Source organism: Paenibacillus sp. FSL P2-0089 (assembly GCF_038595095.1).
Classification (GTDB): Bacteria; Bacillota; Bacilli; order Paenibacillales; family Paenibacillaceae; genus Paenibacillus_AQ; species Paenibacillus_AQ silagei.
Genome location: NZ_CP152006.1, coordinates 6,532,469 through 6,559,419, shown reverse-complemented (window position 1 = coordinate 6,559,419; position 26,951 = coordinate 6,532,469). Strand labels below are relative to the sequence as shown.

General features: G+C 47.6%; 41 protein-coding genes. 39 read left to right on the top strand and 2 right to left on the bottom strand.

Annotation, left to right across the window (positions count from 1 at the left end; genetic code table 11):
- Positions 1-75 precede the first annotated feature (75 nt).
- From rpoC to tuf, 6 genes are all read left to right on the top strand, one after another.
- Positions 76-3,687 (top strand): DNA-directed RNA polymerase subunit beta', encoded by a 3,612-nt coding sequence (rpoC, locus tag NST69_RS27965; RefSeq protein WP_036721855.1) that lies wholly within the window; start codon positions 76-78, stop codon positions 3,685-3,687.
- 179 nt (positions 3,688-3,866) lie between these two features.
- Complete coding sequence (locus NST69_RS27960) at positions 3,867-4,118, top strand: ribosomal L7Ae/L30e/S12e/Gadd45 family protein (RefSeq protein WP_036692367.1); 252 nt, start codon at positions 3,867-3,869, stop codon at positions 4,116-4,118.
- A gap of 134 nt (positions 4,119-4,252) precedes the next feature.
- Positions 4,253-4,672 (top strand): 30S ribosomal protein S12, encoded by a 420-nt coding sequence (gene rpsL / locus NST69_RS27955; RefSeq protein WP_036721853.1) that lies wholly within the window; start codon positions 4,253-4,255, stop codon positions 4,670-4,672.
- A 45-nt stretch (positions 4,673-4,717) separates the two neighbouring features.
- Positions 4,718-5,188 (top strand): 30S ribosomal protein S7, encoded by a 471-nt coding sequence (rpsG, locus tag NST69_RS27950; protein WP_020427074.1) that lies wholly within the window; start codon positions 4,718-4,720, stop codon positions 5,186-5,188.
- A gap of 47 nt (positions 5,189-5,235) precedes the next feature.
- Positions 5,236-7,314: an elongation factor G gene (gene fusA, locus NST69_RS27945; RefSeq protein ID WP_036721851.1), complete on the top strand. Its 2,079-nt coding sequence runs from the start codon at positions 5,236-5,238 to the stop codon at positions 7,312-7,314.
- 108 nt (positions 7,315-7,422) lie between these two features.
- Complete coding sequence (gene tuf, locus NST69_RS27940) at positions 7,423-8,613, top strand: elongation factor Tu (RefSeq protein ID WP_036721850.1); 1,191 nt, start codon at positions 7,423-7,425, stop codon at positions 8,611-8,613.
- Between the two features lie 91 nt (positions 8,614-8,704).
- On the opposite strand, the gene NST69_RS27935 is transcribed toward tuf, so the two are convergent.
- The gene (locus NST69_RS27935) at positions 8,705-9,046 is read right to left on the bottom strand and encodes a cupin domain-containing protein (protein ID WP_036721849.1); all 342 of its coding nucleotides are present in this window, start codon (positions 9,044-9,046) and stop codon (positions 8,705-8,707) included.
- A gap of 33 nt (positions 9,047-9,079) precedes the next feature.
- Positions 9,080-9,496 carry a V4R domain-containing protein gene (locus NST69_RS27930; RefSeq protein WP_342547687.1) on the bottom strand — a complete coding sequence of 139 codons (417 nt, stop codon included), beginning with the start codon at positions 9,494-9,496 and terminating at the stop codon, positions 9,080-9,082.
- Between the two features lie 194 nt (positions 9,497-9,690).
- Here NST69_RS27930 and NST69_RS27925 point away from each other — a divergent pair, with 194 nt between their 5' ends.
- The 33 genes from NST69_RS27925 (at position 9,691) to truA (ending at position 26,784) form a co-directional block, all read left to right on the top strand.
- Entirely contained in the window at positions 9,691-10,410 is a 720-nt protein-coding gene (locus NST69_RS27925) for a Crp/Fnr family transcriptional regulator (RefSeq protein WP_342547686.1), read from the top strand.
- Between the two features lie 236 nt (positions 10,411-10,646).
- Positions 10,647-10,955, top strand: coding sequence for a 30S ribosomal protein S10 (gene rpsJ, locus NST69_RS27920; RefSeq protein WP_017692074.1), 309 nt, complete (start codon positions 10,647-10,649; stop codon positions 10,953-10,955).
- A 38-nt stretch (positions 10,956-10,993) separates the two neighbouring features.
- Positions 10,994-11,617 carry a 50S ribosomal protein L3 gene (rplC, locus tag NST69_RS27915; protein WP_036721840.1) on the top strand — a complete coding sequence of 208 codons (624 nt, stop codon included), beginning with the start codon at positions 10,994-10,996 and terminating at the stop codon, positions 11,615-11,617.
- Between the two features lie 25 nt (positions 11,618-11,642).
- Entirely contained in the window at positions 11,643-12,266 is a 624-nt protein-coding gene (rplD, locus tag NST69_RS27910) for a 50S ribosomal protein L4 (RefSeq protein ID WP_036721837.1), read from the top strand.
- On the top strand, positions 12,266-12,559 hold the full coding sequence (rplW, locus tag NST69_RS27905) for a 50S ribosomal protein L23 (protein WP_019908225.1): 294 nt from the start codon (positions 12,266-12,268) through the stop codon (positions 12,557-12,559). The genes rplD and rplW overlap by 1 nt, the downstream gene beginning before the upstream one ends.
- A 27-nt stretch (positions 12,560-12,586) precedes the next feature.
- Positions 12,587-13,417, top strand: coding sequence for a 50S ribosomal protein L2 (gene rplB, locus NST69_RS27900; RefSeq protein ID WP_036692392.1), 831 nt, complete (start codon positions 12,587-12,589; stop codon positions 13,415-13,417).
- A gap of 77 nt (positions 13,418-13,494) precedes the next feature.
- Positions 13,495-13,773, top strand: coding sequence for a 30S ribosomal protein S19 (gene rpsS, locus NST69_RS27895; RefSeq protein WP_036721834.1), 279 nt, complete (start codon positions 13,495-13,497; stop codon positions 13,771-13,773).
- A 31-nt stretch (positions 13,774-13,804) separates the two neighbouring features.
- Positions 13,805-14,137: a 50S ribosomal protein L22 gene (gene rplV / locus NST69_RS27890; protein ID WP_019908228.1), complete on the top strand. Its 333-nt coding sequence runs from the start codon at positions 13,805-13,807 to the stop codon at positions 14,135-14,137.
- A gap of 13 nt (positions 14,138-14,150) precedes the next feature.
- Complete coding sequence (gene rpsC, locus NST69_RS27885; RefSeq protein ID WP_036721832.1) at positions 14,151-14,816, top strand: 30S ribosomal protein S3; 666 nt, start codon at positions 14,151-14,153, stop codon at positions 14,814-14,816.
- Between the two features lie 2 nt (positions 14,817-14,818).
- Positions 14,819-15,253: a 50S ribosomal protein L16 gene (rplP, locus tag NST69_RS27880; protein ID WP_020427064.1), complete on the top strand. Its 435-nt coding sequence runs from the start codon at positions 14,819-14,821 to the stop codon at positions 15,251-15,253.
- The gene (gene rpmC, locus NST69_RS27875) at positions 15,243-15,440 is read left to right on the top strand and encodes a 50S ribosomal protein L29 (RefSeq protein WP_019908232.1); all 198 of its coding nucleotides are present in this window, start codon (positions 15,243-15,245) and stop codon (positions 15,438-15,440) included. The genes rplP and rpmC overlap by 11 nt, the downstream gene beginning before the upstream one ends.
- Before the next feature lie 43 nt (positions 15,441-15,483).
- The gene (gene rpsQ, locus NST69_RS27870; protein ID WP_036692400.1) at positions 15,484-15,750 is read left to right on the top strand and encodes a 30S ribosomal protein S17; all 267 of its coding nucleotides are present in this window, start codon (positions 15,484-15,486) and stop codon (positions 15,748-15,750) included.
- A 40-nt stretch (positions 15,751-15,790) separates the two neighbouring features.
- Positions 15,791-16,159 carry a 50S ribosomal protein L14 gene (rplN, locus tag NST69_RS27865; protein ID WP_036680556.1) on the top strand — a complete coding sequence of 123 codons (369 nt, stop codon included), beginning with the start codon at positions 15,791-15,793 and terminating at the stop codon, positions 16,157-16,159.
- A 56-nt stretch (positions 16,160-16,215) separates the two neighbouring features.
- On the top strand, positions 16,216-16,569 hold the full coding sequence (gene rplX, locus NST69_RS27860) for a 50S ribosomal protein L24 (RefSeq protein ID WP_019908235.1): 354 nt from the start codon (positions 16,216-16,218) through the stop codon (positions 16,567-16,569).
- Between the two features lie 30 nt (positions 16,570-16,599).
- Complete coding sequence (gene rplE, locus NST69_RS27855) at positions 16,600-17,142, top strand: 50S ribosomal protein L5 (protein ID WP_209878863.1); 543 nt, start codon at positions 16,600-16,602, stop codon at positions 17,140-17,142.
- A 44-nt stretch (positions 17,143-17,186) separates the two neighbouring features.
- Positions 17,187-17,372, top strand: a complete 186-nt coding sequence (locus NST69_RS27850) for a type Z 30S ribosomal protein S14 (protein WP_036589425.1) — start codon at positions 17,187-17,189, stop codon at positions 17,370-17,372.
- Between the two features lie 32 nt (positions 17,373-17,404).
- Complete coding sequence (gene rpsH, locus NST69_RS27845; protein WP_036692403.1) at positions 17,405-17,803, top strand: 30S ribosomal protein S8; 399 nt, start codon at positions 17,405-17,407, stop codon at positions 17,801-17,803.
- A 30-nt stretch (positions 17,804-17,833) separates the two neighbouring features.
- A complete protein-coding gene (gene rplF / locus NST69_RS27840) occupies positions 17,834-18,376 on the top strand; it encodes a 50S ribosomal protein L6 (RefSeq protein WP_036721827.1) in 543 nt (180 codons plus the stop codon).
- Positions 18,377-18,460: 84 nt separating this feature from the next.
- Entirely contained in the window at positions 18,461-18,829 is a 369-nt protein-coding gene (gene rplR / locus NST69_RS27835) for a 50S ribosomal protein L18 (RefSeq protein ID WP_036692407.1), read from the top strand.
- A gap of 26 nt (positions 18,830-18,855) precedes the next feature.
- Positions 18,856-19,353, top strand: a complete 498-nt coding sequence (rpsE, locus tag NST69_RS27830) for a 30S ribosomal protein S5 (protein ID WP_036652980.1) — start codon at positions 18,856-18,858, stop codon at positions 19,351-19,353.
- Positions 19,354-19,367: 14 nt separating this feature from the next.
- Complete coding sequence (rpmD, locus tag NST69_RS27825; RefSeq protein ID WP_019908243.1) at positions 19,368-19,553, top strand: 50S ribosomal protein L30; 186 nt, start codon at positions 19,368-19,370, stop codon at positions 19,551-19,553.
- A gap of 41 nt (positions 19,554-19,594) precedes the next feature.
- Entirely contained in the window at positions 19,595-20,035 is a 441-nt protein-coding gene (rplO, locus tag NST69_RS27820; RefSeq protein ID WP_036692409.1) for a 50S ribosomal protein L15, read from the top strand.
- The gene (secY, locus tag NST69_RS27815) at positions 20,035-21,333 is read left to right on the top strand and encodes a preprotein translocase subunit SecY (protein ID WP_036721825.1); all 1,299 of its coding nucleotides are present in this window, start codon (positions 20,035-20,037) and stop codon (positions 21,331-21,333) included. Before rplO ends, secY begins: the two co-directional genes overlap by 1 nt.
- Positions 21,334-21,431: 98 nt before the next feature.
- The gene (locus NST69_RS27810; RefSeq protein ID WP_036721823.1) at positions 21,432-22,076 is read left to right on the top strand and encodes an adenylate kinase; all 645 of its coding nucleotides are present in this window, start codon (positions 21,432-21,434) and stop codon (positions 22,074-22,076) included.
- 4 nt (positions 22,077-22,080) lie between these two features.
- Positions 22,081-22,833, top strand: coding sequence for a type I methionyl aminopeptidase (gene map / locus NST69_RS27805; RefSeq protein ID WP_036721822.1), 753 nt, complete (start codon positions 22,081-22,083; stop codon positions 22,831-22,833).
- Positions 22,834-22,844: 11 nt separating this feature from the next.
- On the top strand, positions 22,845-23,153 hold the full coding sequence (locus NST69_RS27800) for a KOW domain-containing RNA-binding protein (protein WP_036721819.1): 309 nt from the start codon (positions 22,845-22,847) through the stop codon (positions 23,151-23,153).
- A 2-nt stretch (positions 23,154-23,155) separates the two neighbouring features.
- On the top strand, positions 23,156-23,371 hold the full coding sequence (gene infA / locus NST69_RS27795) for a translation initiation factor IF-1 (protein ID WP_018753971.1): 216 nt from the start codon (positions 23,156-23,158) through the stop codon (positions 23,369-23,371).
- A gap of 53 nt (positions 23,372-23,424) precedes the next feature.
- Positions 23,425-23,538: a 50S ribosomal protein L36 gene (gene rpmJ, locus NST69_RS27790; RefSeq protein ID WP_003322638.1), complete on the top strand. Its 114-nt coding sequence runs from the start codon at positions 23,425-23,427 to the stop codon at positions 23,536-23,538.
- A gap of 19 nt (positions 23,539-23,557) precedes the next feature.
- On the top strand, positions 23,558-23,926 hold the full coding sequence (gene rpsM, locus NST69_RS27785) for a 30S ribosomal protein S13 (RefSeq protein WP_036721817.1): 369 nt from the start codon (positions 23,558-23,560) through the stop codon (positions 23,924-23,926).
- Positions 23,927-23,945: 19 nt separating this feature from the next.
- Positions 23,946-24,341, top strand: coding sequence for a 30S ribosomal protein S11 (gene rpsK / locus NST69_RS27780; RefSeq protein WP_020427052.1), 396 nt, complete (start codon positions 23,946-23,948; stop codon positions 24,339-24,341).
- A gap of 131 nt (positions 24,342-24,472) precedes the next feature.
- A complete protein-coding gene (locus tag NST69_RS27775; protein ID WP_036692422.1) occupies positions 24,473-25,417 on the top strand; it encodes a DNA-directed RNA polymerase subunit alpha in 945 nt (314 codons plus the stop codon).
- 42 nt (positions 25,418-25,459) lie between these two features.
- The gene (rplQ, locus tag NST69_RS27770) at positions 25,460-25,825 is read left to right on the top strand and encodes a 50S ribosomal protein L17 (RefSeq protein ID WP_019908254.1); all 366 of its coding nucleotides are present in this window, start codon (positions 25,460-25,462) and stop codon (positions 25,823-25,825) included.
- Between the two features lie 179 nt (positions 25,826-26,004).
- Positions 26,005-26,784, top strand: coding sequence for a tRNA pseudouridine(38-40) synthase TruA (truA, locus tag NST69_RS27765; protein WP_036721814.1), 780 nt, complete (start codon positions 26,005-26,007; stop codon positions 26,782-26,784).
- The last annotated feature ends 167 nt before the right edge of the window (positions 26,785-26,951 follow it).

Here is a 26,951-nt window from a genome sequence, read left to right as displayed (position 1 = left end):
ATGCCCTCTGTTGACCTCAGCGTCAAGAGAGGGCTGTGGTACTAAATCAGGATATAGGTTAAGGAGGGTTGCTCCTTGTTGGACGTTAACAATTTTGAATTTATGAAAATCGGGCTCGCTTCCCCGGAAAAAATTCGTTCTTGGTCCCGCGGAGAAGTTAAAAAACCGGAAACCATTAACTATCGTACATTGAAACCGGAAAAAGAGGGTCTCTTTTGCGAACGTATTTTTGGACCGCAAAAGGACTGGGAATGTCACTGTGGTAAATACAAACGCGTCCGTTATAAGGGCGTAGTGTGCGACCGCTGCGGCGTGGAAGTTACCCGCGCTAAAGTCCGCCGCGAACGTATGGGCCACATCGAACTGGCAGCTCCTGTATCTCATATCTGGTATTTCAAAGGTATTCCAAGCCGTATGGGTCTGGCACTGGATATGTCTCCTAGATCGCTCGAAGAGATTATCTACTTTGCATCTTATGTTGTAACTGATCCAGGGGAAACTCCGCTGGAGAAGAAGCAGCTGCTGTCCGAGAAAGAATACCGCAGCTACCGTGAGAAATATGGCTACGGATTCCAGGCCGGCATGGGTGCAGAAGCTGTCAAAAAGCTGCTTCAGGATATCGACATCGATAAAGAACTGGAATTCCTCAAAGAAGAGCTGCGTACCGCTCAAGGCCAGCGCCGCAACCGGGCAATCAAACGTCTGGAAGTCATTGAGGCATTCCGCAACTCCGGCAACAAGCCTGACTGGATGATCATGGATGTACTCCCGGTTATCCCTCCGGAGCTTCGTCCAATGGTTCAGCTTGATGGCGGCCGTTTTGCTACGTCTGACCTTAATGACCTGTACCGCCGTGTAATTAACCGGAACAACCGTCTGAAAAGACTGCTGGACCTCGGCGCGCCTGACATTATCGTTCAGAATGAGAAACGGATGCTTCAGGAAGCTGTAGATGCGCTGATTGACAACGGCCGCCGCGGCCGTCCTGTAACAGGACCAGGTAACCGTCCGCTCAAATCGCTCAGCCATATGCTGAAAGGTAAACAGGGACGTTTCCGCCAGAACTTGCTCGGTAAACGTGTTGACTATTCCGGACGTTCGGTTATCGTCGTAGGACCTTACCTGAAGATGTACCAATGCGGTCTTCCTAAGAAGATGGCACTGGAGCTGTTCAAACCGTTTGTAATGAAAGAACTGGTTAACAAAGGGCTAGCCCACAACATAAAGAGCGCGAAGCGTAAGGTTGAGCGCGTAAGTCCTGAAGTATGGGATGTGCTTGAAGAGGTAATCAGAGAGCATCCGGTTCTGCTGAACCGTGCCCCTACGCTGCATAGACTGGGTATCCAGGCGTTCGAACCAATTCTGGTAGAAGGTCACGCGATCCGTCTTCACCCGCTCGTATGTACGGCTTACAATGCCGACTTTGACGGTGACCAGATGGCGGTACACGTTCCTCTGTCCGCTGAGGCTCAAGCTGAAGCCCGTATTCTCATGCTGGCGTCCGGTAACATCCTGAACCCTAAGGACGGCAAGCCGGTCGTTACCCCTTCCCAGGATATGGTCCTTGGTACGTTCTACCTGACCATGGACAACAAGGAAGAAAAAGGTACCGGGATGATCCTGCGTAACGTGAATGAAGCGGTCTCTGCTTATCAGCGCGGAACTGCAGGTCTGCATGCGCGTGTTGCTATTCCTGTTAAGGCTTTGGGTAAAACCAGCTTCACAGAAGCGCAGCAGAATGCTCTGCTGATCACTACTGTGGGTAAGATTATCTTCAACGAAATCTATCCAAGCAGCTTCCCGTATATCAACGAAGCTACCAAAACTAACCTGCTGCAGGGAACTCCTGAGAAGTACTTCATCTATGAAAAGGGTGCGGATGTCCGCGAACTGATCATGGCAGCTCCGGAAGCCAGTGCTGTAGGTAAAGAATATCTGGGCCTCATTATCGCCCGCTGCTTTGAGACGTATCACACCACCAAGACTTCAGTGATATTGGATAAAATTAAGCAACTCGGCTTTACGTACTCTACACGTTCCGGTGTTACGGTTGCCGTATCGGATGTTATCGTGCCTGAGGAAAAAGCTACCATTCTTAAGGAATCCGAAGCTAAGGTTGATGTGGTTGCGAATCAATACCGCCGTGGTCTGATTACCAATGATGAGCGGTATGACCGCGTTATCGAGATTTGGTCGAAGACCAAGGATGATCTGACTAACGTATTGCTTAAATCAATGGACCGCTTCAACTCCATCATGCTCATGGTCGACTCCAAGGCGCGTGGTAACAAATCGCAGATCACCCAGCTCGGTGGGATGCGTGGTCTGATGGCAACACCTTCGGGCCGAATCTTTGAATTGCCAATCAAAGCGAACTTCCGTGAAGGCCTAACCGTCCTCGAGTACTTTATCTCCACTCACGGAGCGCGTAAAGGTCTGGCCGATACAGCGCTGCGTACAGCGGATTCCGGGTACCTGACGCGCCGTCTGGTTGACGTAGCGCAGGATGTTATTGTCCGTGAAGAAGATTGTGGTACTGATAAAGGCTTCATGGTTAGCCGGATTCAGGATGGCAAGGAAGTCATTGAGGATCTCTACGACCGTATTGAAGGCCGTTATTCCTTCGAGACCGTCCGTCATCCTGAGACGAAGGAAATCATCGTTCACCGTAACGATCTGATTGACTCGGATAAGGCTGAAGAAATCGTGAATGCTGGCGTGACCAAACTGCAGATCCGCTCTGTACTGAGCTGCCGTGCCCGTCACGGTGTCTGCAAGAAGTGCTACGGACGTAACCTGGCAACAGGTAAATTCGTGGAAATCGGGGAGGCTGTCGGTATTATTGCCGCACAATCCATCGGTGAACCGGGAACACAGCTTACCATGCGTACGTTCCATACCGGTGGTGTAGCCGGAGACGATATTACGCAAGGTTTGCCGCGTATCCAGGAGCTGTTTGAAGCCCGTAACCCTAAAGGTCAGGCTACAATCAGTGAGATTGACGGGGTAGTTAAGGAAATCCGCGAAACCAAGGACCGCCGCGAAATCGAAGTCCAGGGTGAAGCAGAGTCCAAAACGTATTCCATCACTTACGGCTCCCGTCTGCGTGTCAGCGAAGGCCAGGAGATTGAGGCCGGCGATGAATTAACAGACGGTTCAATTGACCCTAAAGAAATGCTGCGTATCAAAGGGATCCGCGGGGTACAGAACTACATTCTGCAAGAAGTACAGCGTGTATACCGTAACCAGGGCGTTGAAATCAATGATAAGCACATTGAAGTTATGATCAAGCAGATGCTGCGCAAAATCCGTATTATCGATGCCGGAGATACCAGTCTCCTGCCGGGTGCATTTGCGGATATTCATGAATATGAAGCAGCCAACAAGGAAGCCATTCTTGCCGGAAATGAACCAGCAGTCGCCAAACCGGTTCTGCTCGGGATTACCAAGGCCTCCCTGGAAACTGATTCATTCCTGTCTGCGGCATCCTTCCAGGAAACTACCCGCGTCTTAACAGATGCAGCTATTAAGGGTAAAGTGGATAAGCTGCTCGGTCTGAAAGAGAATGTAATCATCGGTAAGCTGATTCCTGCAGGAACTGGCATGAATCGTTACCGTAATGTGAAGCTGAGCGACCCGAATGCTGAGAGCAGTGAAGAAGCTTTAGAGCCGGTACCCGCTGAATAATTGAATACTCATGGCAAGCAGTATCCGCGTCACGCAGAAATCTGGCGTGACGCGGCTGCCTGCTGTGATTATTAATAAATTTATTGTCGTTTTTCTTGACATCATGTGCTGAGGATGCTAATATGTCTAAGGTGCGTGAGTAGTCTTGTCATTCTTATTCAGTGGAGGTAATGATTTTCATGACTGATGACAGAGGGTTACAGGATGCTCAGGTCAAGATCGGTTCCAAGCAAACCGTCAAGGCGGTGGAGTTGGGCCAAGCCGCAGAAGTCTATGTGGCAGAGGACGGAGATCAACGGCTTACTTCCAGAATTGTAATGCTTTGCAACAAACAAGGTGTGAAGGTCACTTATGTGGACACGATGCTGAATTTGGGCAAGGCCTGCGGTATAGAAGTTGGTGCTGCGATGGCAGCCGTCTTAAAACAATAGCAGCAAGAGAACGTTTTTGTACCGGGGTACACTTCGGCAGCAAGGACTTTTCATTTGTCTTTTTATGAACCACCTGGGTCTGTGGACTTAATGTTTGTAAATTGACTATCATTTCAGGAAGGGGGTGGCACAACATGCCAACTATTAATCAATTGGTTCGTAAAGGCCGTCAAGCCAAAATCGAAAAATCCAAATCTCCCGCTCTTCAAAAAGGGTTCAACGCCCTCAAGCGTGAGGCTACAAATTTGAGCGCTCCGCAGAAACGCGGTGTATGCACTCGTGTAGGCACAATGACTCCACGTAAACCAAACTCAGCACTTCGTAAGTATGCCCGTGTTCGTCTGACGAACCGTCTTGAGGTGACTGCTTACATTCCGGGTATCGGACACAACCTTCAAGAGCACAGTGTAGTATTGCTGCGCGGAGGTAAAGTTAAGGACCTTGCAGGAGTTCGTTACCACATCGTTCGTGGTGCACTGGATACTGCAGGTGTTGCTAACCGGATGCAGGCTCGCTCCAAGTATGGTGCGAAACGTCCTAAAGTCAAGAAATAAGATGAGCTTATCAGAATAATAACCATATAAGAAAGGGGGATATCCATGCCACGCAAAGGTCCAGTTACTAAAAGAGATGTATTGCCAGATCCATTGTATAATAGCAAGTTGGTTACTCGTTTGATCAACCGTATTATGCTGGGTGGTAAAAGAGGTGTCGCTCAAAGCATTTTGTACAATTCGTTCAAGTTGATTCAAGAACGTACAGGTAAAGAGCCGATGGAAGTTTTCGAAGCTGCCATCAAGAATATCATGCCTGTATTGGAAGTTAAAGCTCGTCGTGTCGGCGGTGCTAACTACCAAGTACCTATTGAGGTTAAACCTGAAAGACGTACTGCTTTGGGATTACGTTGGCTTGTAAACTACTCACGCAACCGCGGTGAGAAGACTATGGAAGAACGTTTGGCGGCTGAGATTATCGATGCTTCCAACAACACAGGCGCTTCCGTTAAGAAACGTGAAGACACACACAAGATGGCTGAAGCGAACAAAGCGTTTGCTCACTACCGCTGGTAGGATTGCAGTCGTTCAAATAACTTCTATTTTGAAAGGAGATCCATTTCATGGCAAGAGAGTTCTCCTTAAAAAATACACGTAATATCGGGATCATGGCGCATATTGATGCTGGTAAGACTACTACCACTGAGCGGATTCTATTCTACACAGGCCGTACGCACAAAATCGGTGAAGTTCACGAGGGTGCTGCTACAATGGACTGGATGGAACAAGAACAGGAGCGCGGAATCACGATTACTTCCGCTGCTACAACTGCTGCATGGAAGGGTCACCGCATCAATATCATTGATACCCCAGGACACGTTGACTTCACCGTTGAAGTTGAACGTTCCCTGCGTGTATTGGATGGGGCAGTTGGTGTATTTAGTGCGAAAGAGGGCGTAGAACCTCAGTCCGAAACCGTATGGAGACAGGCTGACCGTTACAACGTTCCACGGATCGCATATGTGAACAAAATGGACATTATCGGTGCGGATTTCCTTAACGTTATCGAAACGATGCGTGATCGTCTTCAAGCCAATGCAGTTGCTATTCAACTGCCAATCGGTGCAGAAAATGATTTCGCAGGTATCATCGACCTCGTTGAGCAAAAAGCACATATGTTCAGAGATGATTTGGGCCAAAATATTGAAGTTACGGATATTCCGGAAGAATATTTGGCAAAGGTTGAGGAACTGCGTCTTGAGCTGATCGAGAAAGTTGCTGAACTTGATGAAGATCTGACTATGAAGTACCTGGAAGGCGAAGAAATTACTATTCCGGAAATCAAAGCTGCTCTGCGCAAAGGCGTAGTTGAAGTTAAAATTTTCCCAGTAATTTGCGGCTCTTCCTACCGGAACAAAGGGATTCAGCTTATGCTGGATGCTGTTGTTGATTACTTGCCTTCACCTTTGGATGTACCGGCTATTACGGGTCATCTGGAGGATGGAACAGAAGCGGAACGTCATCCTTCGGATGAAGAGCCATTCGGTGCCTTGGCATTTAAGATCATGACAGACCCTTATGTTGGTAAACTCACGTTCTTCCGTGTATACTCCGGTATCCTGGAATCAGGTTCTTATGTAATTAACGCTACTAAGGGCAAACGTGAGCGTATTGGGCGTATCCTGCAGATGCATGCGAACAGCCGTCAAGAAATCTCCATCGTTTACGCTGGTGATATCGCGGCAGCCGTTGGTCTGAAGGACACTAGCACAGGCGATACACTCTGCGACGAGAAGCATCCGATCATTCTGGAATCCATGAATTTTCCAGATCCGGTTATCGAAATCGCAGTCGAGCCAAAAACCAAAGCTGACCAAGATAAACTGGGTGTTGCTCTCGGAAAGTTGACTGAAGAGGATCCTACTCTTCGTGCTCACACTGATGAAGAAACAGGCCAAACCATCCTGGCAGGTATGGGTGAGCTTCACTTGGACATCATCATCGACCGTATGCGTCGTGAATTCAAAGTAGAAACCAATGTGGGTAAACCGCAGGTTGCCTACCGCGAAACGTTCAAGGCATCTGCCCGCGTAGAAGGCAAGTTTGTTCGCCAATCCGGCGGTCGCGGTCAGTACGGTCACGTATGGGTTGAGTTTGAACCCCTCGAGCCAGGTACTGGCAGTCAATTCGAAAGTAAAGTTGTCGGTGGCTCGGTTCCAAGAGAATACATCGCTCCTGCACTTGCCGGTATTGAAGAGCAAATGAAGAACGGCGTTATTGCAGGCTTCCCGCTTGTTGACGTTAAAGCTACCATCGTAGATGGTTCTTACCATGATGTTGACTCCAACGAAATGGCGTTCAAAATTGCCGGTTCGATGGCGCTTAAAGCTGCAAAAGAAAAATGTCAACCTGCATTGCTTGAGCCAATCATGAAAGTGGAAGTAACTGTTCCTGAGGAATACATGGGCGATGTAATGGGTATGCTGAACTCCCGTCGCGGTAGAATCGAAGGTATGGATTCCCGTGGTGGAGCGCAAATTATCCGTGCGAAGGTGCCTTTGTCCGAAATGTTCGGATACTCCACAACACTCCGTTCCGGTACTCAAGGACGCGGCGTATTCTCAATGGAGCTTTCTCACTATGAAGAAGTACCTAAATCCATTGCTGAAGAAATCGTAGCCAAGAACAAAGGCGGAGAATAAGCTTAATTTTTAACATGCCGTCCGGGTATAACACTTAAGTCACCTTAGAACTGCAAATAGGCGGACGGCTCAAATATATGGACCCCACAATAAGGAGGAACTGTTCAAATGGCAAAGGCAAAGTTTGAACGTAACAAACCGCACGTTAACATCGGTACTATTGGTCACGTCGACCATGGTAAAACAACTCTGACTGCTGCAATCACAACTGTATTGTCCAAAAAATACGGTGGTGCTGCTGTAGCATTCGACCAAATTGATAAGGCTCCTGAAGAACGCGAACGCGGTATCACTATCTCCACCGCTCACGTTGAATATGAAACTCCTAACCGTCACTACGCTCACGTAGACTGCCCTGGACACGCCGACTATGTTAAAAACATGATCACTGGCGCAGCGCAAATGGACGGAGCGATCCTGGTTGTATCCGCAGCTGACGGCCCTATGCCACAGACTCGTGAACACATCCTGCTGTCCCGTCAAGTAGGCGTTCCTTACATCGTTGTATTCCTGAACAAATGCGACATGGTTGAGGACGAAGAGTTGCTTGAATTGGTTGAAATGGAAGTTCGCGATCTGCTTAGCGAATACGACTTCCCAGGCGATGACACTCCAATCGTTCGTGGATCTGCTCGTGAAGCTCTGCAGAACCCTGATGGCGAGTATGCACAGAAGATCGTTGAAATGTTCGAAACGATCGACACATACATCCCTCTTCCAGAACGTCAGACTGACAAGCCTTTCTTGATGCCTGTCGAAGATGTATTCTCCATCACTGGCCGCGGTACTGTGGCAACTGGTCGCGTAGAACGCGGAACAGTTAAAGTCGGAGAAGAAATCGAAATCGTTGGTATTCACGAAGAAACTAAGAAGTCTGTAGTTACTGGCGTGGAAATGTTCCGCAAATTGCTTGATTCCGCTCAAGCTGGCGACAACATCGGCGCACTCTTGCGTGGTGTTGACCGTAACAACATCGAGCGTGGCCAAGTATTGGCTAAGCCGAACTCCGTTAAGCCACACACTGAGTTCACTGCTCAGATCTACGTTCTGACTAAAGAAGAAGGCGGACGTCACAAACCATTCTTCACTGGTTACCGTCCACAGTTCTACTTCCGTACAACTGACGTAACTGGCATCATCAACCTGCCAGAAGGTACTGAAATGGTTATGCCTGGTGACAACATCACTGTAACTGTTCAGCTGATCTCCCCAATCGCTATTGAAGAAGGTACTAAATTCTCCATTCGCGAAGGCGGACGTACAGTTGGTGCCGGTTCCGTAGCTTCCATCCAGAAATAATTCAGGCTCTATCCGTTAGGATAGACTGAATATAAGTCAGGCCCCCTTCATTTGAAGGGGGCCTGTTTTATTTTATAGATAAGATTGAGAATTAGATTTCCTTCGCATAGTCCGCACTTGGCAACTTGGATAAAACCACATGCAGGCTGGACGGCGATGAACTATTATTCGTATAAGCGAATGACTCGTCACCGGCAATGTAGATGGTCTCTCCTTGGATGAAGGAGAACTCTTCCTCATTAACATGAATGGTACCGTCACCGTGTAAGGCGAGGATATAGACATCTGCTCCGGGGTGCTTGTGAACGGGCAGCTTCTGCCCAGGCATGAAATTAAGCACAAATACTACGCTATCGCCTTTTTGGAAAATGATCTTTTTGGTAAAGCGTTCCTCTTGATACTGTACAGCCTCAGCTAGTGTTTTCTTTTCCATTATAAATCCCTGCTTTCATTATATTAGTATTATTTAAAGCTTAACTTCGTACTCGCAGTGCTGATGACCGGTGACATTACATTTGATCTCTTTCACTGAAACCTTGCGGCCGAGAATTCGGCACAGAGCACCTTCAATGACAGCTCCCTCCAGATCACAGACCATTCTTTCATCTTCAAGGGAAGGTAGTCCTTTGCAGAAGCAATCGTCAACAGCGATATTAATTTTGCGCTCATCGGAATGAACAATTCGGGGAATCCCGATTTTGAGCTCCTCAAAGATCTGCAGCAGCTCTTCCACGGACTGGACAGGCAGGCTCTCGCCGATCTTTCTGCCAATGGTCACAGTCGTTCCCTTTCCGCCTAACGGCAATCCCTGGTTCATTCCAATTAGACGGATGGTCCGGAATAGTTCAAGGGGTACCATATTGCCCAGAGTTGTTCTATTCATCTGGCGCATGTCCTCAAAAGTGTATTGCTGCAAGCCCATCAACTCCTTTTCTCTCTATGAACCTATTGTATAGACAGGCGGCACGTTAATCCTTGATATAGATCAAGTTTTATGAAAATTTGTGCGTCCAGTCACCCGGCAGCGCTTCGATCATTGATATGGTGGGATAAGCGACAGTAGAGGAGGAATGATGTATGGAATGCAATACGTGCAGTTCTCATGCCTGTGTGCGCCAGGTTCCGGTATTCAGGAGTTTGTCCGATGAAGAATTGGTTATCATAGAATCAATCACAGAATCCCATTCATATAAAAAGGGTAGCCAAGTTTGCCGAGAAGGGGAGCCGTCTGAAGCCTTGTTTGTGGTGAAGAGCGGGCTTATCAAATTAACGAAGAACAGTAAAGAAGGGAAACAGCATATTGTCCGTTTTCTTTTCCCGGGGGATTATTTCGGTCAGTTTGCCCTGCTTCACAATAAAAATAATGATGTAACGGCGGAGATTATTGAGAGTGGAGTGGTCTGCCGGATGCACCGGAAGGATTTCATTCCCCTGCTGGAGCAGAATGCGGGCCTGGCGTTTAGCTTTCTGATGTCTGTTAGTGAGCAGCTGCATCTGGCGGAAGAAACAGCAGGGGCACTGCATATGTTTGAAGTGGAAAAACGGTTAGCCCGGCTTCTAGTCTACTTGTACACGAGGAATCTACCAGAATCAGCTCTGACAATGCAAGCTTTAAGACATTCCGTGGATCTCCCATCGGCGCAAAAAGAAGTGGCAGCGATGATCGGCACTACTGCCGAGACCCTAAGCCGTAAGCTGAACAAGCTGGAAGCGCTGAAGATCATCGCTATGCATAAAAGAACCGTGAATATTCTGGAGATGGAGACTCTAATTCAGCTCGCTGAAATCAGTCATTAACAATTTTCAGATAAAACCGTGTATTTTTAAACTTTTTTTCTGGAAAAGGTGATTTGTTTAGCAAAGGCTCTTGCAATATAGCCGCCTATTAGATATAATAATAAATGTTGTTCTGAGACGTTGCGATGATGTGAGAGGTTACTGACACACCCGGCCCCTTTGCCATGAGGTCGACGTCAGAAAATTTTCACGGAGTATGTCCGATAATAAATTGGGCGATAGAAGGAGGGACTAAAATGGCAAAGCAAAAAATTCGTATTCGCTTGAAAGCATACGACCACAGAATTCTTGATCAATCCGCAGAGAAAATCGTTGAAACAGCAAAACGTTCGGGTGCTGGTGTATCCGGGCCGATTCCGCTGCCAACTGAGAAGCAAATCATTACCATTCTCCGTGCGGTACACAAGTACAAGGATTCCCGTGAACAGTTTGAGCAACGGACTCACAAACGTTTGATTGATATTGTGAACCCAACACCACAAACTGTGGATGCCTTGATGCGCTTGGATCTACCGTCCGGTGTAGATATCGAAATCAAATTGTAATTCATTAAGTAATCAGGAAAAGAAAAGAGGTGTCAACATTGAAAGGTATCTTAGGAAAAAAACTCGGTATGACTCAAGTGTTTACTCCAGAAGGTAACGTAATCGCGGTTTCTGTTATCGAAGCTGGACCTTGTGTGGTACTGCAAAAGAAAGACCTGAATATCGACGGATATGAAGCAGTGCAGTTGGGCTTTTCCGATAAAAAGGAAAGTCGCTCCAACAAGCCTGAACAGGGTCACGCCAAAAAGGCAAATGCAACACCTAAGCGCTACGTTCGCGAAATTCGCGGTGTTGACCTCGGGTCACTCGAGGTTGGACAAGAGCTTAAGGCTGACATCTTCGCTGAAGGCGAGTTTGTTGACGTAACAGGTACTTCGAAGGGTAAAGGCTTCCAGGGTAACATCAAACGCTGGGGACAAAGCCGCGGACCAATGGCACACGGATCGCGTTACCACAGAAGACCGGGCTCGATGGGTTCCATCCAGGCTAACCGTGTTCCTAAGGGCAAACGCCTGCCAGGACATATGGGTCACACGACCGTAACGGTTCAAAAGCTTGAAATCATCCGGGTTGACGTAGAACGTAATGTACTGCTGGTTAAAGGCGCTATTCCAGGTCCTAAGAACAGCTTCGTGAAAGTTAAACAAACCGTTAAGAAATAATTACTGAAGAAAGGAGGAACATGAAATGCCAAAAGTAACACTTTTCAATACTAGTGGTAACGAAGTTGGCGAAGTTGAACTGAGTGATTCAGTTTTCGGTATTGAACCGAACGTACATGTGCTGCATGAAGCTGCACTTATGCAAAGAGCTTCCCTTCGTCGCGGTACACATAAAGTAAAAGGACGCTCTGAAGTGCGTGGCGGTGGACGTAAGCCTTGGAAGCAAAAAGGTACAGGTCGTGCTCGTCAAGGCTCCATTCGTTCTCCACAATGGAAAGGCGGCGGCGTAGTCTTCGGACCAACACCACGCAGCTATTCCTGGAAATTGCCTAAGAAGGTTCGCCGGTTGGCCATCAAATCCGCGTTGTCCTCAAAAGTGCTTGAGAATGACATCATCGTATTGGATAGCTTGACTCTGAATGCTCCGAAGACGAAAGAATTCGCAGCGATTCTGAACAACCTTAAAGTGGGCAGCAAAGCCCTGATCGTAGCTCCTAGCTATGATGACAACGTAGCACTTTCCGCTCGTAACATCCCTGGGGTGAAATTCGTAGCGGCTGACGGCATCAATGTTCTTGACGTACTGACGTACGACAAACTGATCATCACTAAAGAAGCAGTTCTGAAGGTAGAGGAGGTGTTCGCGTAATGAAAGATCCTCGTGATATAATCAAGCGTCCAGTGATTACGGAACGCACATCCGAATACATGAGCGAACTGAAGTACGCTTTTGAAGTGGATATCCGTGCTAACAAGACCGAAATCAAAAAAGCTGTCGAGGCTATTTTTAAAGTAAAAGTCGTTAGTGTGAACACAATGCGCGTACCTGGTAAACTGAAACGTTACGGCAAATATTCCGGTTATACTCCGGAGTGGAAAAAAGCCATCGTGAAGCTTAGCCCGGACAGCAAGCCGCTTGAGTTCTTTGAAGCGGTAGAATAATACTCTTAAAGTAAGGAGGAAACTATAGTGCCAATCAAAAAGTACAAACCGACCTCTCCGGCAAGACGCAACATGTCTGTGTCTACGTTTGAAGAAATTACAACAAACCAGCCAGAGAAATCGTTGCTGTCCCCGCTGTTCAAGCATGCCGGACGCAACAACCAAGGTAAAATTACGGTTCGTCACCATGGCGGCGGACACAAACGTAAATACCGTATCATCGACTTCAAGCGGACTAAAGACGGCATACCAGGTAGCGTTGCTACAATTGAGTATGACCCGAACCGTACTTCCAATATTGCTTTGATCCACTATGCTGATGGAGAGAAACGTTATATCATCGCTCCTAAAGGCCTTAAAGTTGGGGATAAAGTTGAGTCCGGCCCTGCTGCGGACATCAAAATTGGTAACAGCCTTCCGTTGATCAACATCCCGGTAGGTACAGTTATCCACAACATCGAGTTGAAACCAGGCAAAGGCGGACAATTGGTTCGTGCTGCAGGTACTGAAGCTCAGTTGCTGGGTAAAGAAGATAAATACGTATCTGTTCGTTTGAACTCGGGTGAGGTTCGCAGAATCCTCAGCGTTTGCCGTGCGACTATCGGAGCCGTAGGTAACGGAGATCACGAACTGATCAAGATTGGTAAAGCCGGACGCAGCCGCTGGCTCGGACGTCGTCCTGAAGTACGCGGTGTTGTCATGAACCCTAACGATCACCCACACGGTGGTGGTGAAGGCCGCGCTCCTATCGGACGGAAATCGCCAATGTCACCTTGGGGCAAACCAACCCTCGGCTACAAAACGCGTAAGAAAAACAAAGCATCTGATAAATATATCGTTCGCCGCCGCACAAAATAAGACGCTTCAGGCAAGTTAGTTAAGCGCGAAGCGTCGATTCGCGGTTTTGAAGAACCGGATGAAGGGAGGATTCACACATGGGTCGCAGTTTAAAGAAGGGGCCGTTCATCGATGGCTACCTGCTGAAAAAAGTTGAGGATTTGAACGAGTCAGACAAGAAAGTCGTAGTAAAAACCTGGTCCCGTCGCTCAACCATTTTCCCTCAGTTTATCGGACATACGTTTGGTGTATATGACGGCCGCAAACACGTGCCTGTATACGTAACGGAAGATATGGTAGGTCACAAGTTGGGCGAGTTCGCGCCAACACGTACTTACAAAGGCCACGCGGGTGACGATAAGAAAACCAGAAGATAATTAACGTCTTCGTTTGAGAGGAGGGAAAACAATGGAAGCAAAAGCACATGCAAGATCGGTGCGGATTTCCGCTCGTAAAGCGAAACTGGTTGTTGACTTGATTCGCGGCAAGCAAGTGGGGGAAGCAATTGCAATTCTTCGCCACACTCCGAAGTCCGCTTCTCCGGTTGTTGAGAAGCTACTGAACTCGGCGATTGCGAACGCTGAGCATAACTACTCTATGGACGTTAACAGCTTATTCGTAAGCGAAGTTTTCGTTAACCAGGGTCCTACAATGAAACGTTTCCGTCCGCGCGCCATGGGCCGCGCAAGCCGGATCAATAAACGTACCAGCCACATTACTTTGGTGGTATCTGAGAAATAAGGAGGGATAACACGTGGGTCAAAAGGTAAATCCAGTCGGACTCCGAGTCGGTATTATTCGCGATTGGGAATCAAAATGGTATGCAGGCAAAGATTTCGGTACTCTTTTAATGGAAGACGTCAAAATCCGGGAATACCTTAAAGGCAAGTTGAAAGATTCCTCTGTTTCCCGCATCGAGATCGAAAGAGCGGCAAGCCGAGTGAACGTTACAATTCACACTGCCAAGCCAGGTATGGTAATTGGTAAAGGCGGAGCAGAAGTAGAAGTACTTCGCAGCGCAGTTACAACTATCGCCGGCGGTAAGAAAGTACACATCAACATCAATGAAATCAAACACCCTGAACTGGATGCTATTCTTGTTGCTGAAAGCATTGCACAACAGCTGGAACGTCGCGTATCGTTCCGTCGTGCTCTGAAACAAGCGATTCAAAGAACTATGCGTTCCGGCGCAAAGGGAATTAAAACTCAGGTTGGCGGACGTCTTGGCGGCGCTGAGATTGCCCGTTCAGAAGGTTATAGCGAAGGAACAGTTCCACTTCATACGCTTCGTGCTGATATCGATTACGGAACAGCTGAAGCACATACAACTTACGGCCGTATCGGCGTAAAAGTATGGATTTATCGTGGAGAAGTTCTTCCCCCAGCTAAGAAACAAGCTGCTCAGGAAGGAGGCAACTAATCATGTTGGTACCAAAGCGCGTTAAACACCGCAAGCAACAACGCGGTCACATGAAGGGTATGGCAAAAGGCGGAACCGAACTTAACTTCGGCGAATTCGGTTTGCAGGCACTGGAGCCATCTTGGATCACTAACCGTCAGATCGAAGCTGCTCGTATCGCAATGACACGTTACATCAAACGTGGCGGTCAGGTTTGGATCAAGATTTTCCCGGATAAGCCAATCACTCAGAAGCCTCTCGAGGTTCGTATGGGTAGTGGTAAAGGTAACGTTGAGAAGTGGGTAGCTGTAGTTAAACCGGGTAAGATTATGTTCGAACTCGGAGGCGTGTCGGAAGAAATCGCTCGTGAAGCGATGCGTCTTGCCGCTCACAAGCTGCCTGTAAAGACTAAGTTTGTGAAACGTGAAGAATTGGGTGGTGAAGCAAATGAAAGCTAATGAACTTCGCAACTTAACCACTGCTGAGATTGAACAGAAAATCGCCGGATTTAAGGAAGAACTTTTCAATCTCCGTTTCCAATTGGCAACAGGCCAACTGGATAACCCGACTCGGATTCGTGATGTGCGTAAGGAAATAGCTCGTGCTAAAACCGTTATCCATCAAAGAGTACTTGGGATTAGTTAAGTGACGGCGGATGCATAATCCGTAATCAGGAAGGAGGCTAATTATGAGCGAAGAGCGTAATGCACGTAAAGTGCTGATCGGTAAAGTAGTCAGCGACAAAATGGATAAAACCATCGTAATTGCTGTTGAAACCTATAAAAAGCACAATCTGTATCACAAACGCATCAAGTCCACGAAGAAATTCAAGGCACATGATGAAGAGAATGTAGCTAAAATTGGTGATGTCGTGAAAGTCATGGAAACTCGTCCATTGTCGAAGGACAAACGGTGGAGACTGGTTGAAGTGGTAGAAAAAGCGGTAATCATCTAAGACATGAAGCAGATCCCTTTCCGGAAGGAGGAAAATAATAATGATTCAACCATTTACACGTTTGCATGTGGCTGACAACTCTGGTGCGAAGGAACTGATGTGTATCCGCGTACTGGGTGGTACTGGACGCCGTACAGCAGCAATCGGCGATCTGATCGTTTGTTCCGTTAAACAAGCAACACCAGGCGGCGTTGTCAAAAAAGGTGATGTTGTTAGAGCGGTAGTTGTTCGTACAAAACGTTCGGTACGCCGTAAAGATGGATCTTACATCGCATTCGACGAAAATGCAGCTGTTGTTGTCAAAGACGACAGAAGCCCGCGCGGAACACGTATCTTCGGACCAGTTGCTCGCGAACTTCGCGACAAGGACTACATGAAGATCGTTTCCTTGGCACCGGAAGTAATCTAAAAATCCGAGTGATGCTCGGTTGTACTTGAAAAGGTCAGTTATAGGAGGTGTAATCAATGCCTAGAGTTAAAAAAGTTCTGGAATCCCATAACAATAAACTGCACGTGAAAAAAGATGATGTGGTGCTTGTGATCAGCGGGAAAGACAAAGGTAAAAAAGGCCGTGTCATCGCTGCTTATCCTCGTGAAAACCGCGTCCTGGTAGAAGGCGTGAACATGGTGAAGAAACACCAGAAGCCTAACCAGTTGAATCCGCAAGGCGGAATCATCGAGCAGGAAGCTTCGATCCATGTGTCCAACGTAATGCACATTGATCCGAAGAGCGGGAAAGTTACGCGTATCGGCTATAAAGTACTAGATAACGGTAAGAAGGTTCGGGTAGCAAAAAGATCCGGAGAGATTATCGACTAATACAGTCCTAATGAAAGGAGGTAAATCTTCATGGCAGCAAGAATGAAAGAACGTTATCTGAATGAAATCACACCATCTTTGATGCAGAAGTTTAACTACACAACAGTTATGCAAGTGCCTAAGATCGAGAAGATCGTCATCAACATGGGTGTAGGTGACGCTGTTCAAAACTCCAAAGTACTTGACGCTGCAGTTAACGATATGCAACTGATTTCTGGTCAAAAGCCGGTTATCACTAAAGCTAAGAAATCCATCGCCGGTTTCAAACTGCGCGAGAATATGCCGATCGGGGTTAAAGTAACACTGCGCGGCGAGCGTATGTATTACTTCCTGGATAAATTGATCAACGTAACGCTTCCACGCGTTCGTGACTTCCGTGGTGTTTCCAGCAAAGCCTTTGATGGCCGTGGTAACTACACACTGGGTCTTAAAGAACAATTGATCTTCCCGGAAATCGAGTATGACAAAGTGGATAAGGTTCGCGGTATGGACATCGTTATTGTAACGACTGCTAAGACGGACGAGGAATCCCGTGAGCTGCTGAATCAGCTGGGAATGCCTTTCACAAAATAAGAATCATCCATTTCTCCGAAAATGTTTAGGAGGTGTCAGTCTAAGTGGCAAAGACTTCAATGAAAGTTAAACAACAACGCGAGCCTAAGTTCAAAGTACGTGCATATACACGTTGCGAGCGTTGCGGTCGTCCACATTCGGTACTGCAAAAGTTCAAAATTTGCAGAATTTGTTTCCGTGAATTAGCTTATAAAGGCCAGATTCCTGGCGTGAAAAAAGCAAGTTGGTAAGAAGTTTATAAACGGGAAGGAGGTTTACACACATGACTATGTCTGATCCTATTGCAGATATGCTTACTCGTATTCGTAACGCCAACACTGTGCGTCACGAGACAGTAGAAATGCCTGCTTCTACTATGAAAAAACAAATCGCGGACATCTTGAAGCGTGAGGGCTTCATCCGTGATGCTGAATTCGTTGAAGATAGCAAACAAGGGATTATCCGTATTTTCCTGAAATACGGCCCAAGCCAGGAGCGCGTTATCACTGGTCTGAAAAGAATCAGTAAACCAGGTCTTCGCGTATACACGAAGAGCAATGAAGTGCCTCGTGTACTCGGTGGTCTTGGAATCGCGATTATCTCCACATCTAAGGGAGTTATGACCGACAAAGAAGCTCGTCAATCTAAATCCGGCGGAGAAGTTGTCTGCTACATTTGGTAATAAACGTCACAAGATAAGGAGGTGCAACACATGTCTCGTATTGGTCGCAAACCAATCGCAGTACCTAGCGGTGTAGATGTCACTTTGGACAACGCCGTTATTACAGTAAAAGGTCCTAAAGGCACTTTGACTCGTGAGCTTCATAAAGACATGAAGATTACAGTTGAAAATAACGAAATCACTGTTGTTCGCCCGTCGGACAACAAATTGCATCGTTCACTTCACGGCACAACCCGCTCCGTTGTCAACAACATGGTGAGTGGTGTGACTGAAGGTTTCTCGAAATCTCTGGAACTGGTTGGGGTCGGATATCGTGCAAGCAAATCCGGAGATAAGATCGTATTGAACGTTGGTTACTCCCACCCGGTTGAAATCACACCGGAAGCGGGTATCGAGTTCGATGTTCCTGCGAACACGAAGATCATCGTTAGAGGGATTGACAAAGAACGCGTTGGCGCTTATGCTGCCAAAATTCGTTCCGTACGTGAACCTGAACCATACAAAGGTAAAGGTATCAAATATGAAGGCGAGCGTATCATCCGCAAGGAAGGTAAAGCTGGTAAGAAGAAATAACCAGCTCTACCTTAATTGTAAGATACCCCGTGCATCTTAAAGTGAAGCTGTTTACGGCAAACTGAAGGGAGTGAAAGGGAAGTCATGATTACAAAAGAGGATAAAAACAAGGCTCGTCTCAAAAGACACCTGCGTGTTCGTAAGAAGATCCAGGGTACTACTGAGCGTCCACGTTTGAATGTGTTCCGTTCTTCGAAACACATCTACGCTCAACTGATCGATGATGTGACTGGCGTTACTATCGTATCGGCCTCCACACTTGATAAGGAATTGAGTGCTACAATCGGAAATGGCGGCAGCGTTGAAGCTGCAAGCAAAGTGGGTCAATTGATCGCTGAGCGCGCCAAAGAAAAGGGTTATGCAGTGGTTGTATTTGACCGCGGTGGATACTTGTACCATGGACGGATTCAGGCTCTGGCTAGCGCAGCTCGCGAAGCTGGTCTTGAATTCTAGAATATTTCTAAAAGGAGGTTAACGACTTGCGTGTAGATCCGAACAGTTTAGAACTGACAGAAAGAGTTGTACACATCAACCGTGTTGCAAAAGTTGTAAAAGGCGGACGCCGTTTCAGCTTTAGTGCACTTGTTGTTGTGGGCGACGGCAACGGCTACGTTGGTGCTGGTATCGGTAAAGCCGGCGAAGTTCCGGATGCCATCCGTAAAGGCATTGAAGACGCCAAGAAAAACCTGATCCACATTCCAATCGTAGGAACTTCGATTCCTCACCTGGTTACTGGACATTTCGGCGCAGGACGCGTTCTGCTGAAACCAGCATCCGAAGGTACCGGCGTTATCGCTGGTGGACCGGTTCGTGCGGTGCTTGAATTGGCAGGCGTTGGCGATATCTTGACAAAATCTTTGGGTTCTTCGAATTCCATGAACATGGTCAATGCTACTCTAGAGGGACTTTCCCGTCTGAAGCGCATTGAAGAGGTCGCGAAGCTTCGCGGCAAATCTGTCGAAGAATTACGCGGTTAAGGAGGGGAACGTCAATGGCTAAATTGCAAATTACCCTCGTACGCAGTGTAATTGGACGTCCAGAAACACAACGTGTTACTGTTAAGACGCTCGGCCTGCGCAAAACCAACTCGTCCGTGGTTCACAACGACACTCCTGCAATTCGCGGGATGATCAACAAAGTGAGCCACTTGCTGTCCGTTACTGAAATTGAAGGCTAATAAGCCTCGCATAAATTTACAAACATAAGGAGGTGCAAACGATGAAGTTACATGAACTTGCTCCAGCTCCTGGATCACGGAAAGAACGCAACCGCGTTGGTCGTGGACCAAGTAGCGGTAACGGTAAAACTTCGGGCCGTGGACACAAAGGTCAAAACTCCCGTTCCGGCGGTGGTGTACGTCCAGGCTTCGAGGGTGGACAAAACCCACTCTATCGTCGTCTGCCTAAACGTGGTTTCGTCAATCCTACCCGTAAAGAGTACGCGATTGTGAACCTGGAAGATCTGAATAGCTTTGCAGAAGGAACAGAAGTAACTCCTGAGCTTTTGCTTGAAACTGGTGTTGTCAGCAACACTAAGAGCGGCATCAAGATTCTCGGCAATGGTGAACTGGCTGTTAAATTGACTGTCAAAGCAAATAAGTTCTCTCAATCTGCGGTAGAGAAAATCGAAGCTGCCGGCGGTAAAACCGAGGTGATCTAATGTTCAAGACGCTTAAGAATATATGGCATGTTGAAGATTTGCGCAAAAAGATCCTGTTTACCCTGTTCGTTCTGATCATTTACCGCATCGGTTCGTTTGTACCGGTTCCCGGTGTGAACAAAGAAGTACTGGAATCAACAAATCAGGGCGGAGACGCTTTGATGGGTCTTTTGAACACCTTCTCGGGCGGAGCGCTCAAAAACTTCTCGATTTTTGCGATCAGCATTTACCCGTATATCACAGCATCCATCATCGTTCAATTGCTTTCGATGGATGTTGTCCCTAAGTTTGCCGAATGGGCTAAGCAAGGGGAACACGGGAAAAAGCAACTGGCGCAAATTACGCGTTACGGCACAGTAGTGCTAGGTTTGATCCAAGCGTTTGCCACATCTATCGGGTTTAACCGGATTTATGGCACTGAGATGATTCCAAATGCAACCTTTGCGGATTACCTGCTTATTGCGATCATATTGACGGCGGGTACATCGTTCTTGATGTGGTTAGGTGAGCAGATCACTGAAAAGGGTATAGGAAACGGGATTTCGATCCTGATTTTTGCGGGAATCGTCGCCGCCTTTCCGGGATATATCACCACTACGGCGCAATCAAGCTTCATTCAGCCGGGTCAGATGTTCCTGAATATTCTTAAAGTCGTTATTGTACTGATCGTGGTTGTTGCGATTATTGTCGGGGTGATCTTTGTTCAACAAGGTATCCGTAAAATCCCTGTACAATATGCCAAGCGCGTAGTCGGTAACAAAATGTACGGTGGACAGAATACGCACATTCCGCTTAAAATTAATGCGGCTGGTGTAATTCCTGTTATCTTCGCCGTTTCACTGCTTCAATTCCCGGTCGTTTTATCGAGCTTCTGGTCCACCCACGCTTGGGCTAAATGGGTCTCGGCCAATCTGGATCATACCAAGCCGCTCGGCATGCTGCTGTATGTAGTCATGATCATCGGATTCACGTTCTTCTATACGTTTGTCCAGATGAACCCGCAGCAAATGGCTGACAATATGAAAAAGAATGGCGGATACATTCCAGGTATACGTCCAGGTAAGGCTACTGAGAAATATCTGACTAGAGTTATGTCGCGTCTGACCATGTCCGGTGCGCTCTTCCTGTCATTAATCTCTGTACTGCCAGTATTATTTGGATCGTTGTCCGGGTTACCGAAGCAAGTGCAGATTGGTGGTACGGCACTGCTGATCGTAATTGGTGTTGCGCTGGATACCATGAAGCAGATCGAGAGCCAATTGATCAAACGCCATTACAAAGGCTTCATCAATAAATAGGCGATAGGTTCCGGAGAAGTACCTAAGGCTTTAAACTTCCCGGTACCTATTGTGCTGTTTCTTGCTTGGTGGCGAACTTTCGGGGGGAGAAGAGAATCGTGAACATATTATTCATGGGCCCTCCTGGGGCAGGCAAGGGAACACAAGCCGCTGTTGTTGTAAAAGAGTTGGGTATTCCTCATATTTCGACTGGTGATGCATTCCGCTTGGCTATTAAGCAAGGCACACCGGTTGGACTTAAGGCCAAATCTTATATTGATCAAGGGTTGCTTGTACCTGATGATGTGACTATTGGAATCGTCGAAGAACGGCTGCAGCAGTCCGATTGCGAAAAAGGTTTTTTATTGGATGGCTTTCCAAGAACCCTTTCGCAAGCGGAAGCGCTGGGAGAAATCCTCAGCCGGCTTGGAACTTCACTGGATCACGTTGTCAACTTGAATGTGGACCGCGGACTGCTGATGGCGCGTCTTACCGGACGCCGGATCTGCTCAGTATGCGGAACATCCTACCATTTAATTTTCAACCCGCCGAAGCAAGAAGGCGTCTGCGACATTGATGGCGGAGAATTGTATCAGCGTCCGGATGACAACGAAGAAAGTGTAGGCAAGCGTCTGGATGAGTACGATAACAAGACAGCGCCGCTGCTTGCATTTTATGACGATAAAGGTCTTGTGCGTCAGGTCAACGGAGAAAACGAAATCAATGTCGTTTCTTCTGAAATCGTATCTATGCTGCGGGGTTAATGTAATGATCATTTGCAAATCCGAACAGGAACTTGTCTTTATGAGGGAAGCTGGTCGAATTGTTGCCGAGAGTCACCGTCTTATTGCTGAAGCTATCCAGCCAGGCATTACTACCGGTGAGCTCGACAGAATCGCCGATGGGTACATTCGCAGTCAGGGTGCTGTGCCGTCTTTCAAAGGCTACAACGGTTTTCCTGCCAGCATTTGCGCTTCAGTCAACGAACAATTGGTGCACGGATTTCCAGGGAAACGCAAACTGGTAGAAGGCGACATCGTTACGCTGGATATCGGTGCAGAGTACCGTGGTTATCACGGTGATTCCGCCTGGACATACGGGGTGGGCAGCATTTCCGAAGAGGCTCAGCGTCTGCTGGACGTCACGGAAGGCTCCCTGTACGCTGGACTGGCGTTAGTCAAACCGGATGTGCGCTTGTTTACAATCTCCCATGCCATTCAGTCATACATTGAAGACGCCGGATTCTCCGTTGTCCGCGAGTATGTTGGTCATGGCATTGGGGCAGAACTGCATGAAGAACCGCAAATTCCGAACTATGGCATAGCGGACCGCGGACCACGTCTGAAGCCGGGTATGGTACTCGCCATTGAGCCGATGGTTAACGCTGGAGAACGTTATGTCAGAACGCTGGATGATAACTGGACGGTCGTTACGGTAGACGGTTCACTGTGCGCTCACTTCGAGCATACAGTAGCAGTTACACCGGACGGCATGGAAATTTTCACAAAACTGAATGCGTAGGTGATCTTCACGTGAATACTGGGAGCAGCCCGCAGGTTGGTCAAATCGTGAGAATTCTCAAAGGCAAGGATGCCGGAGAGGCTGCCGTTGTTATCGCAGTTGTGGATAGCAGATTTGTATATATTGCTGATGGGGACAAACGTAAGTTTGACAGCCCAAAGAAGAAGAATATTCAGCATTTGGAGCTCATACCCTTCATCAGCAGTGAGATTGTAGACAGTTTGGAAGAAACCGGCCGGGTCACCAACGGAAAGCTGCGGTTTGCAGTGATGAAGTATGGCCAGCCCGCTGGAAAAAGTGCTAATGAGAAAGGAGACTAACTGTGGCTAAGGAAGACGTCATTGAGGTAGAAGGAACGGTTATTGAACCGTTGCCTAACGCAACTTTTAAGGTTGAGCTTGAGAACGGTCATCAAATACTTGCCCATGTGTCCGGGAAATTGCGGATGCACTTTATCCGTATCCTAACCGGAGACAAAGTGGTCGTGCAGTTATCGCCTTATGATTTATCAAAAGGCCGTATAACTTACCGTAAATAGATGGGAACTACAACAAAAGTTTTGCTTCGCAAAACTTTGAGGAGGTAATTAACATGAAGGTAAGACCTTCTGTAAAGCCCATTTGCGAAAAATGCAAAGTCATCCGCCGCAAAGGGACTGTTATGGTAATTTGCGAAAATCCGAAACACAAACAAAAACAAGGTTAAGAAGGGGGTGTAGCGTAAAATGGCTCGTATAGCTGGAGTGGATTTGCCACGTGATAAGCGCGTTGAGATCGCCTTGACTTATATTTTCGGAATCGGTAAAACGACTTCCCAGAAAATTCTTAATGAAACAGGCATTGACGTTAACACACGTGTCCGTGATTTGACGGAAGATGAAGTCAGCAAACTGCGTGAAACGATCGACAAAGAGGTTAAGGTTGAAGGTGACCTTCGTCGTGAAATTTCCTTGAATATTAAGCGTCTTACTGAGATCGGCTGTTACCGCGGTGTTCGTCACCGTCGTGGATTGCCTGTTCGCGGTCAACGTACCAAAACCAATGCTCGTACCCGTAAAGGCCCGCGTCGTACTGTAGCAAACAAAAAGAAATAAGAAGAGGTGATAAGAGACAATGGCTAAACCGAAAAAAGTCGTACGTACGAAACGTCGCGACCGGAAAAATATCGAGTCTGGCGTGGCACATATCCGTTCCACGTTCAATAACACTATCGTTACGATCACGGATCCCCACGGAAATGCAATTTCCTGGGCAAGCTCCGGCGGTCAAGGATTCAAAGGTTCCCGTAAATCGACTCCATTTGCAGCGCAAATGGCAGCCGAAACAGCTGCTAAGGCAGCTATGGAACACGGCATGAAGTCCGTTGAAGTTATGGTTAAAGGACCGGGCGCGGGCCGCGAAGCAGCCATCCGTTCCCTTCAGGCCGCTGGTCTTGAAGTAAACCTCATTAAAGACGTTACTCCAGTTCCTCACAATGGATGCCGTCCGCCGAAGCGTCGCCGCGTTTAGTACAATCAGAATTGTGATTGTGGTATAATTCTGACGCATCTGCTAATAATAGGTGTTTAGGCATACTACATGATACACCTGATGGGGTGACTGTTTCATATAGGAGCGACGTTTGAAGGAGGGGTACACTCGTGATAGAAATCGAAAAGCCGAAGATTGAGACCGTAGAAGCCAATGATGATGGGACCTATGGGAAATTCGTAGTTGAACCGCTGGAACGTGGATATGGCACGACTCTGGGGAACTCGCTTCGCCGGATCCTGCTTTCCTCCCTTCCGGGAGCCGCAGTGACTTCGGTCCAAATTGACGGCGTTCTGCATGAGTTCTCGACCGTTCCCGGCGTAATGGAAGATGTGACGGAAATCATCCTGAACCTTAAAGCTCTGTCTCTGAAGATTCATTCGGATGAAGAGAAAGTGTTCGAGATTGATGCTGAAGGAGAAGGCATCGTTACCGCGGGTGATATCCGTGCGGACAGCGATGTTGAGATCCTGAACCCGGATCTTCATATTGCAACGCTGGGACCTGGCGCGAGACTGCACATGCGCATTTTTGCTGGCCGTGGTCGCGGCTACGTCCAAGCGGACCGGAACAAACGCGACGATCAGCCAATTGGTGTAATTCCAGTTGACTCTATCTACACTCCTATTTCACGTGTGAATTACGGTATTGATAATACCCGTGTTGGTCAAGTGACTAACTACGACAAGTTGACGCTGGAAATTTGGACAGATGGCAGTATCCGACCGGAAGAAGCCGTTAGCCTTGGAGCCAAAATTTTGAACGAGCACCTCGTTCTGTTCGTAGGTCTTACGGATGAAGCGAAAGACGCCGAAATTATGGTTGAAAAAGAAGAAGACAAAAAAGAAAAAGTACTTGAGATGACGATCGAGGAGCTTGATCTTTCTGTCCGTTCCTACAACTGCCTCAAACGTGCCGGTATTAATACCGTGCAAGAGCTGACTACGAAAACTGAAGAAGATATGATGAAGGTTCGTAACCTGGGCCGCAAATCTTTGGAAGAGGTTCAAGAGAAGCTTGAGGAACTTGGTTTGGGACTTCGTACAGAAGAATAGGACCCCGGAGTTCTTGAGACTTGAGTGAAGGAGGGAAAACAAATGGCATACCAAAAATTGGGCCGTGATTCCAGCGCGCGTAAAGCTTTGTTCCGCGATATGGTAACGGATCTGTTCCTATACGAACGTATTCAGACAACAGAAGCCAAAGCGAAGGAAGTTCGTTCCATCGCTGAGAAACTGATCACTAAAGCGAAAAAGGGCGATCTTCATGCTCGCCGTCAAGTAGCTGCATTTGTTCGTCGTGAGACTGTAGATGGTGAACAAGATGCAATCCAAAAATTGTTCTCTGACATTGCTCCACGTTACACAGAGCGTCCAGGCGGATACACTCGTATCCTGAAGCTGGGACCTCGCCGTGGCGATGCTGCGCCTATGGTTTATCTTGAACTGGTAGACCGCGCGTAGTTTCACAAGCCATGATTTCCGGATGTACGCTTTACGTATTTAACGTTATTGTACTGCAGGGCATAGTACCCTGCCGTGCAAATAACCGCGGGAATCACCTTGTATAGAGTAGAAGGAGCTCCCGCCGGGGCTCTTTTTTTTGAGAATAAATTAAGTATATGGACCAACAGGAGAATGAAATGCGCAATCTATTGATGAAAGTCAATTATGACGGTACCCACTATGATGGCTTTCAGACCCAGCCTCAGGGCAATACGATTCAGGACAAGCTGGAGCATGCTATTCAGCATCTGACCGGTGAGACGCTCAAAATCACGGGCTCAGGACGGACTGATGCAGGGGTACATGCTTATGGCCAACCTTTTAACTTCATAACCTCCTCACAGATTCCGCTGGAGCGCTGGTGTCTGGCGCTGAATGCCAGGCTGCCGCAGGATATCGTGGTTACTGAGGCTGCTGAGGTTCCGCTCTCGTTCCACTCCCGTAGAGGGGCGAAGCGTAAAACCTACCGCTACACGATTAACGGCAACCGGTTCCCGGACCCCTTCCAGCGGCGCTGGCAGCATCATCATCCGATGAAGCTGAACGTTCCTGCGATGGAGCTGGGGCTAAGCGCGCTGCTGGGTACCCATGATTACACCTCGTTTGCGTCCAGGAAGTCTACCAAGACTTCGCATGTGCGGACCATTTATGAGGCTTATCTTGAAGTAGACCGCAGCATGTGCCGCCCGGGCTCTCCTGACCAGGGAGTGATCCATACCTATATTACAGGCAGTGGCTTTTTGCAGCATATGGTACGCATTATTATGGGCACGCTGATGCAGGTGGGGCAAGGTAAAATCAGCGCAGATAGAATGCCTGTCATTCTTGCGGCTTGTGATCGTGCAGCGGCCGGACCTACGGCTGTGTCTAAGGGGCTGGCACTCTGGAGTGTGGAATATGACGAGATAGACGACTAAACGGCCGATACTATATTTTTTATGAAAATAAGTACTGATTGTTTAAAAATCGCTTGCGCTTGTCATGTTTATACTGTAATATAAAAGTTGTGTTTTCTTGATGGCTATCCCACAGCCCCGATCAAGGAAATGCCAACAAATAAGTTTTTTAACTCACTAAATTGTAA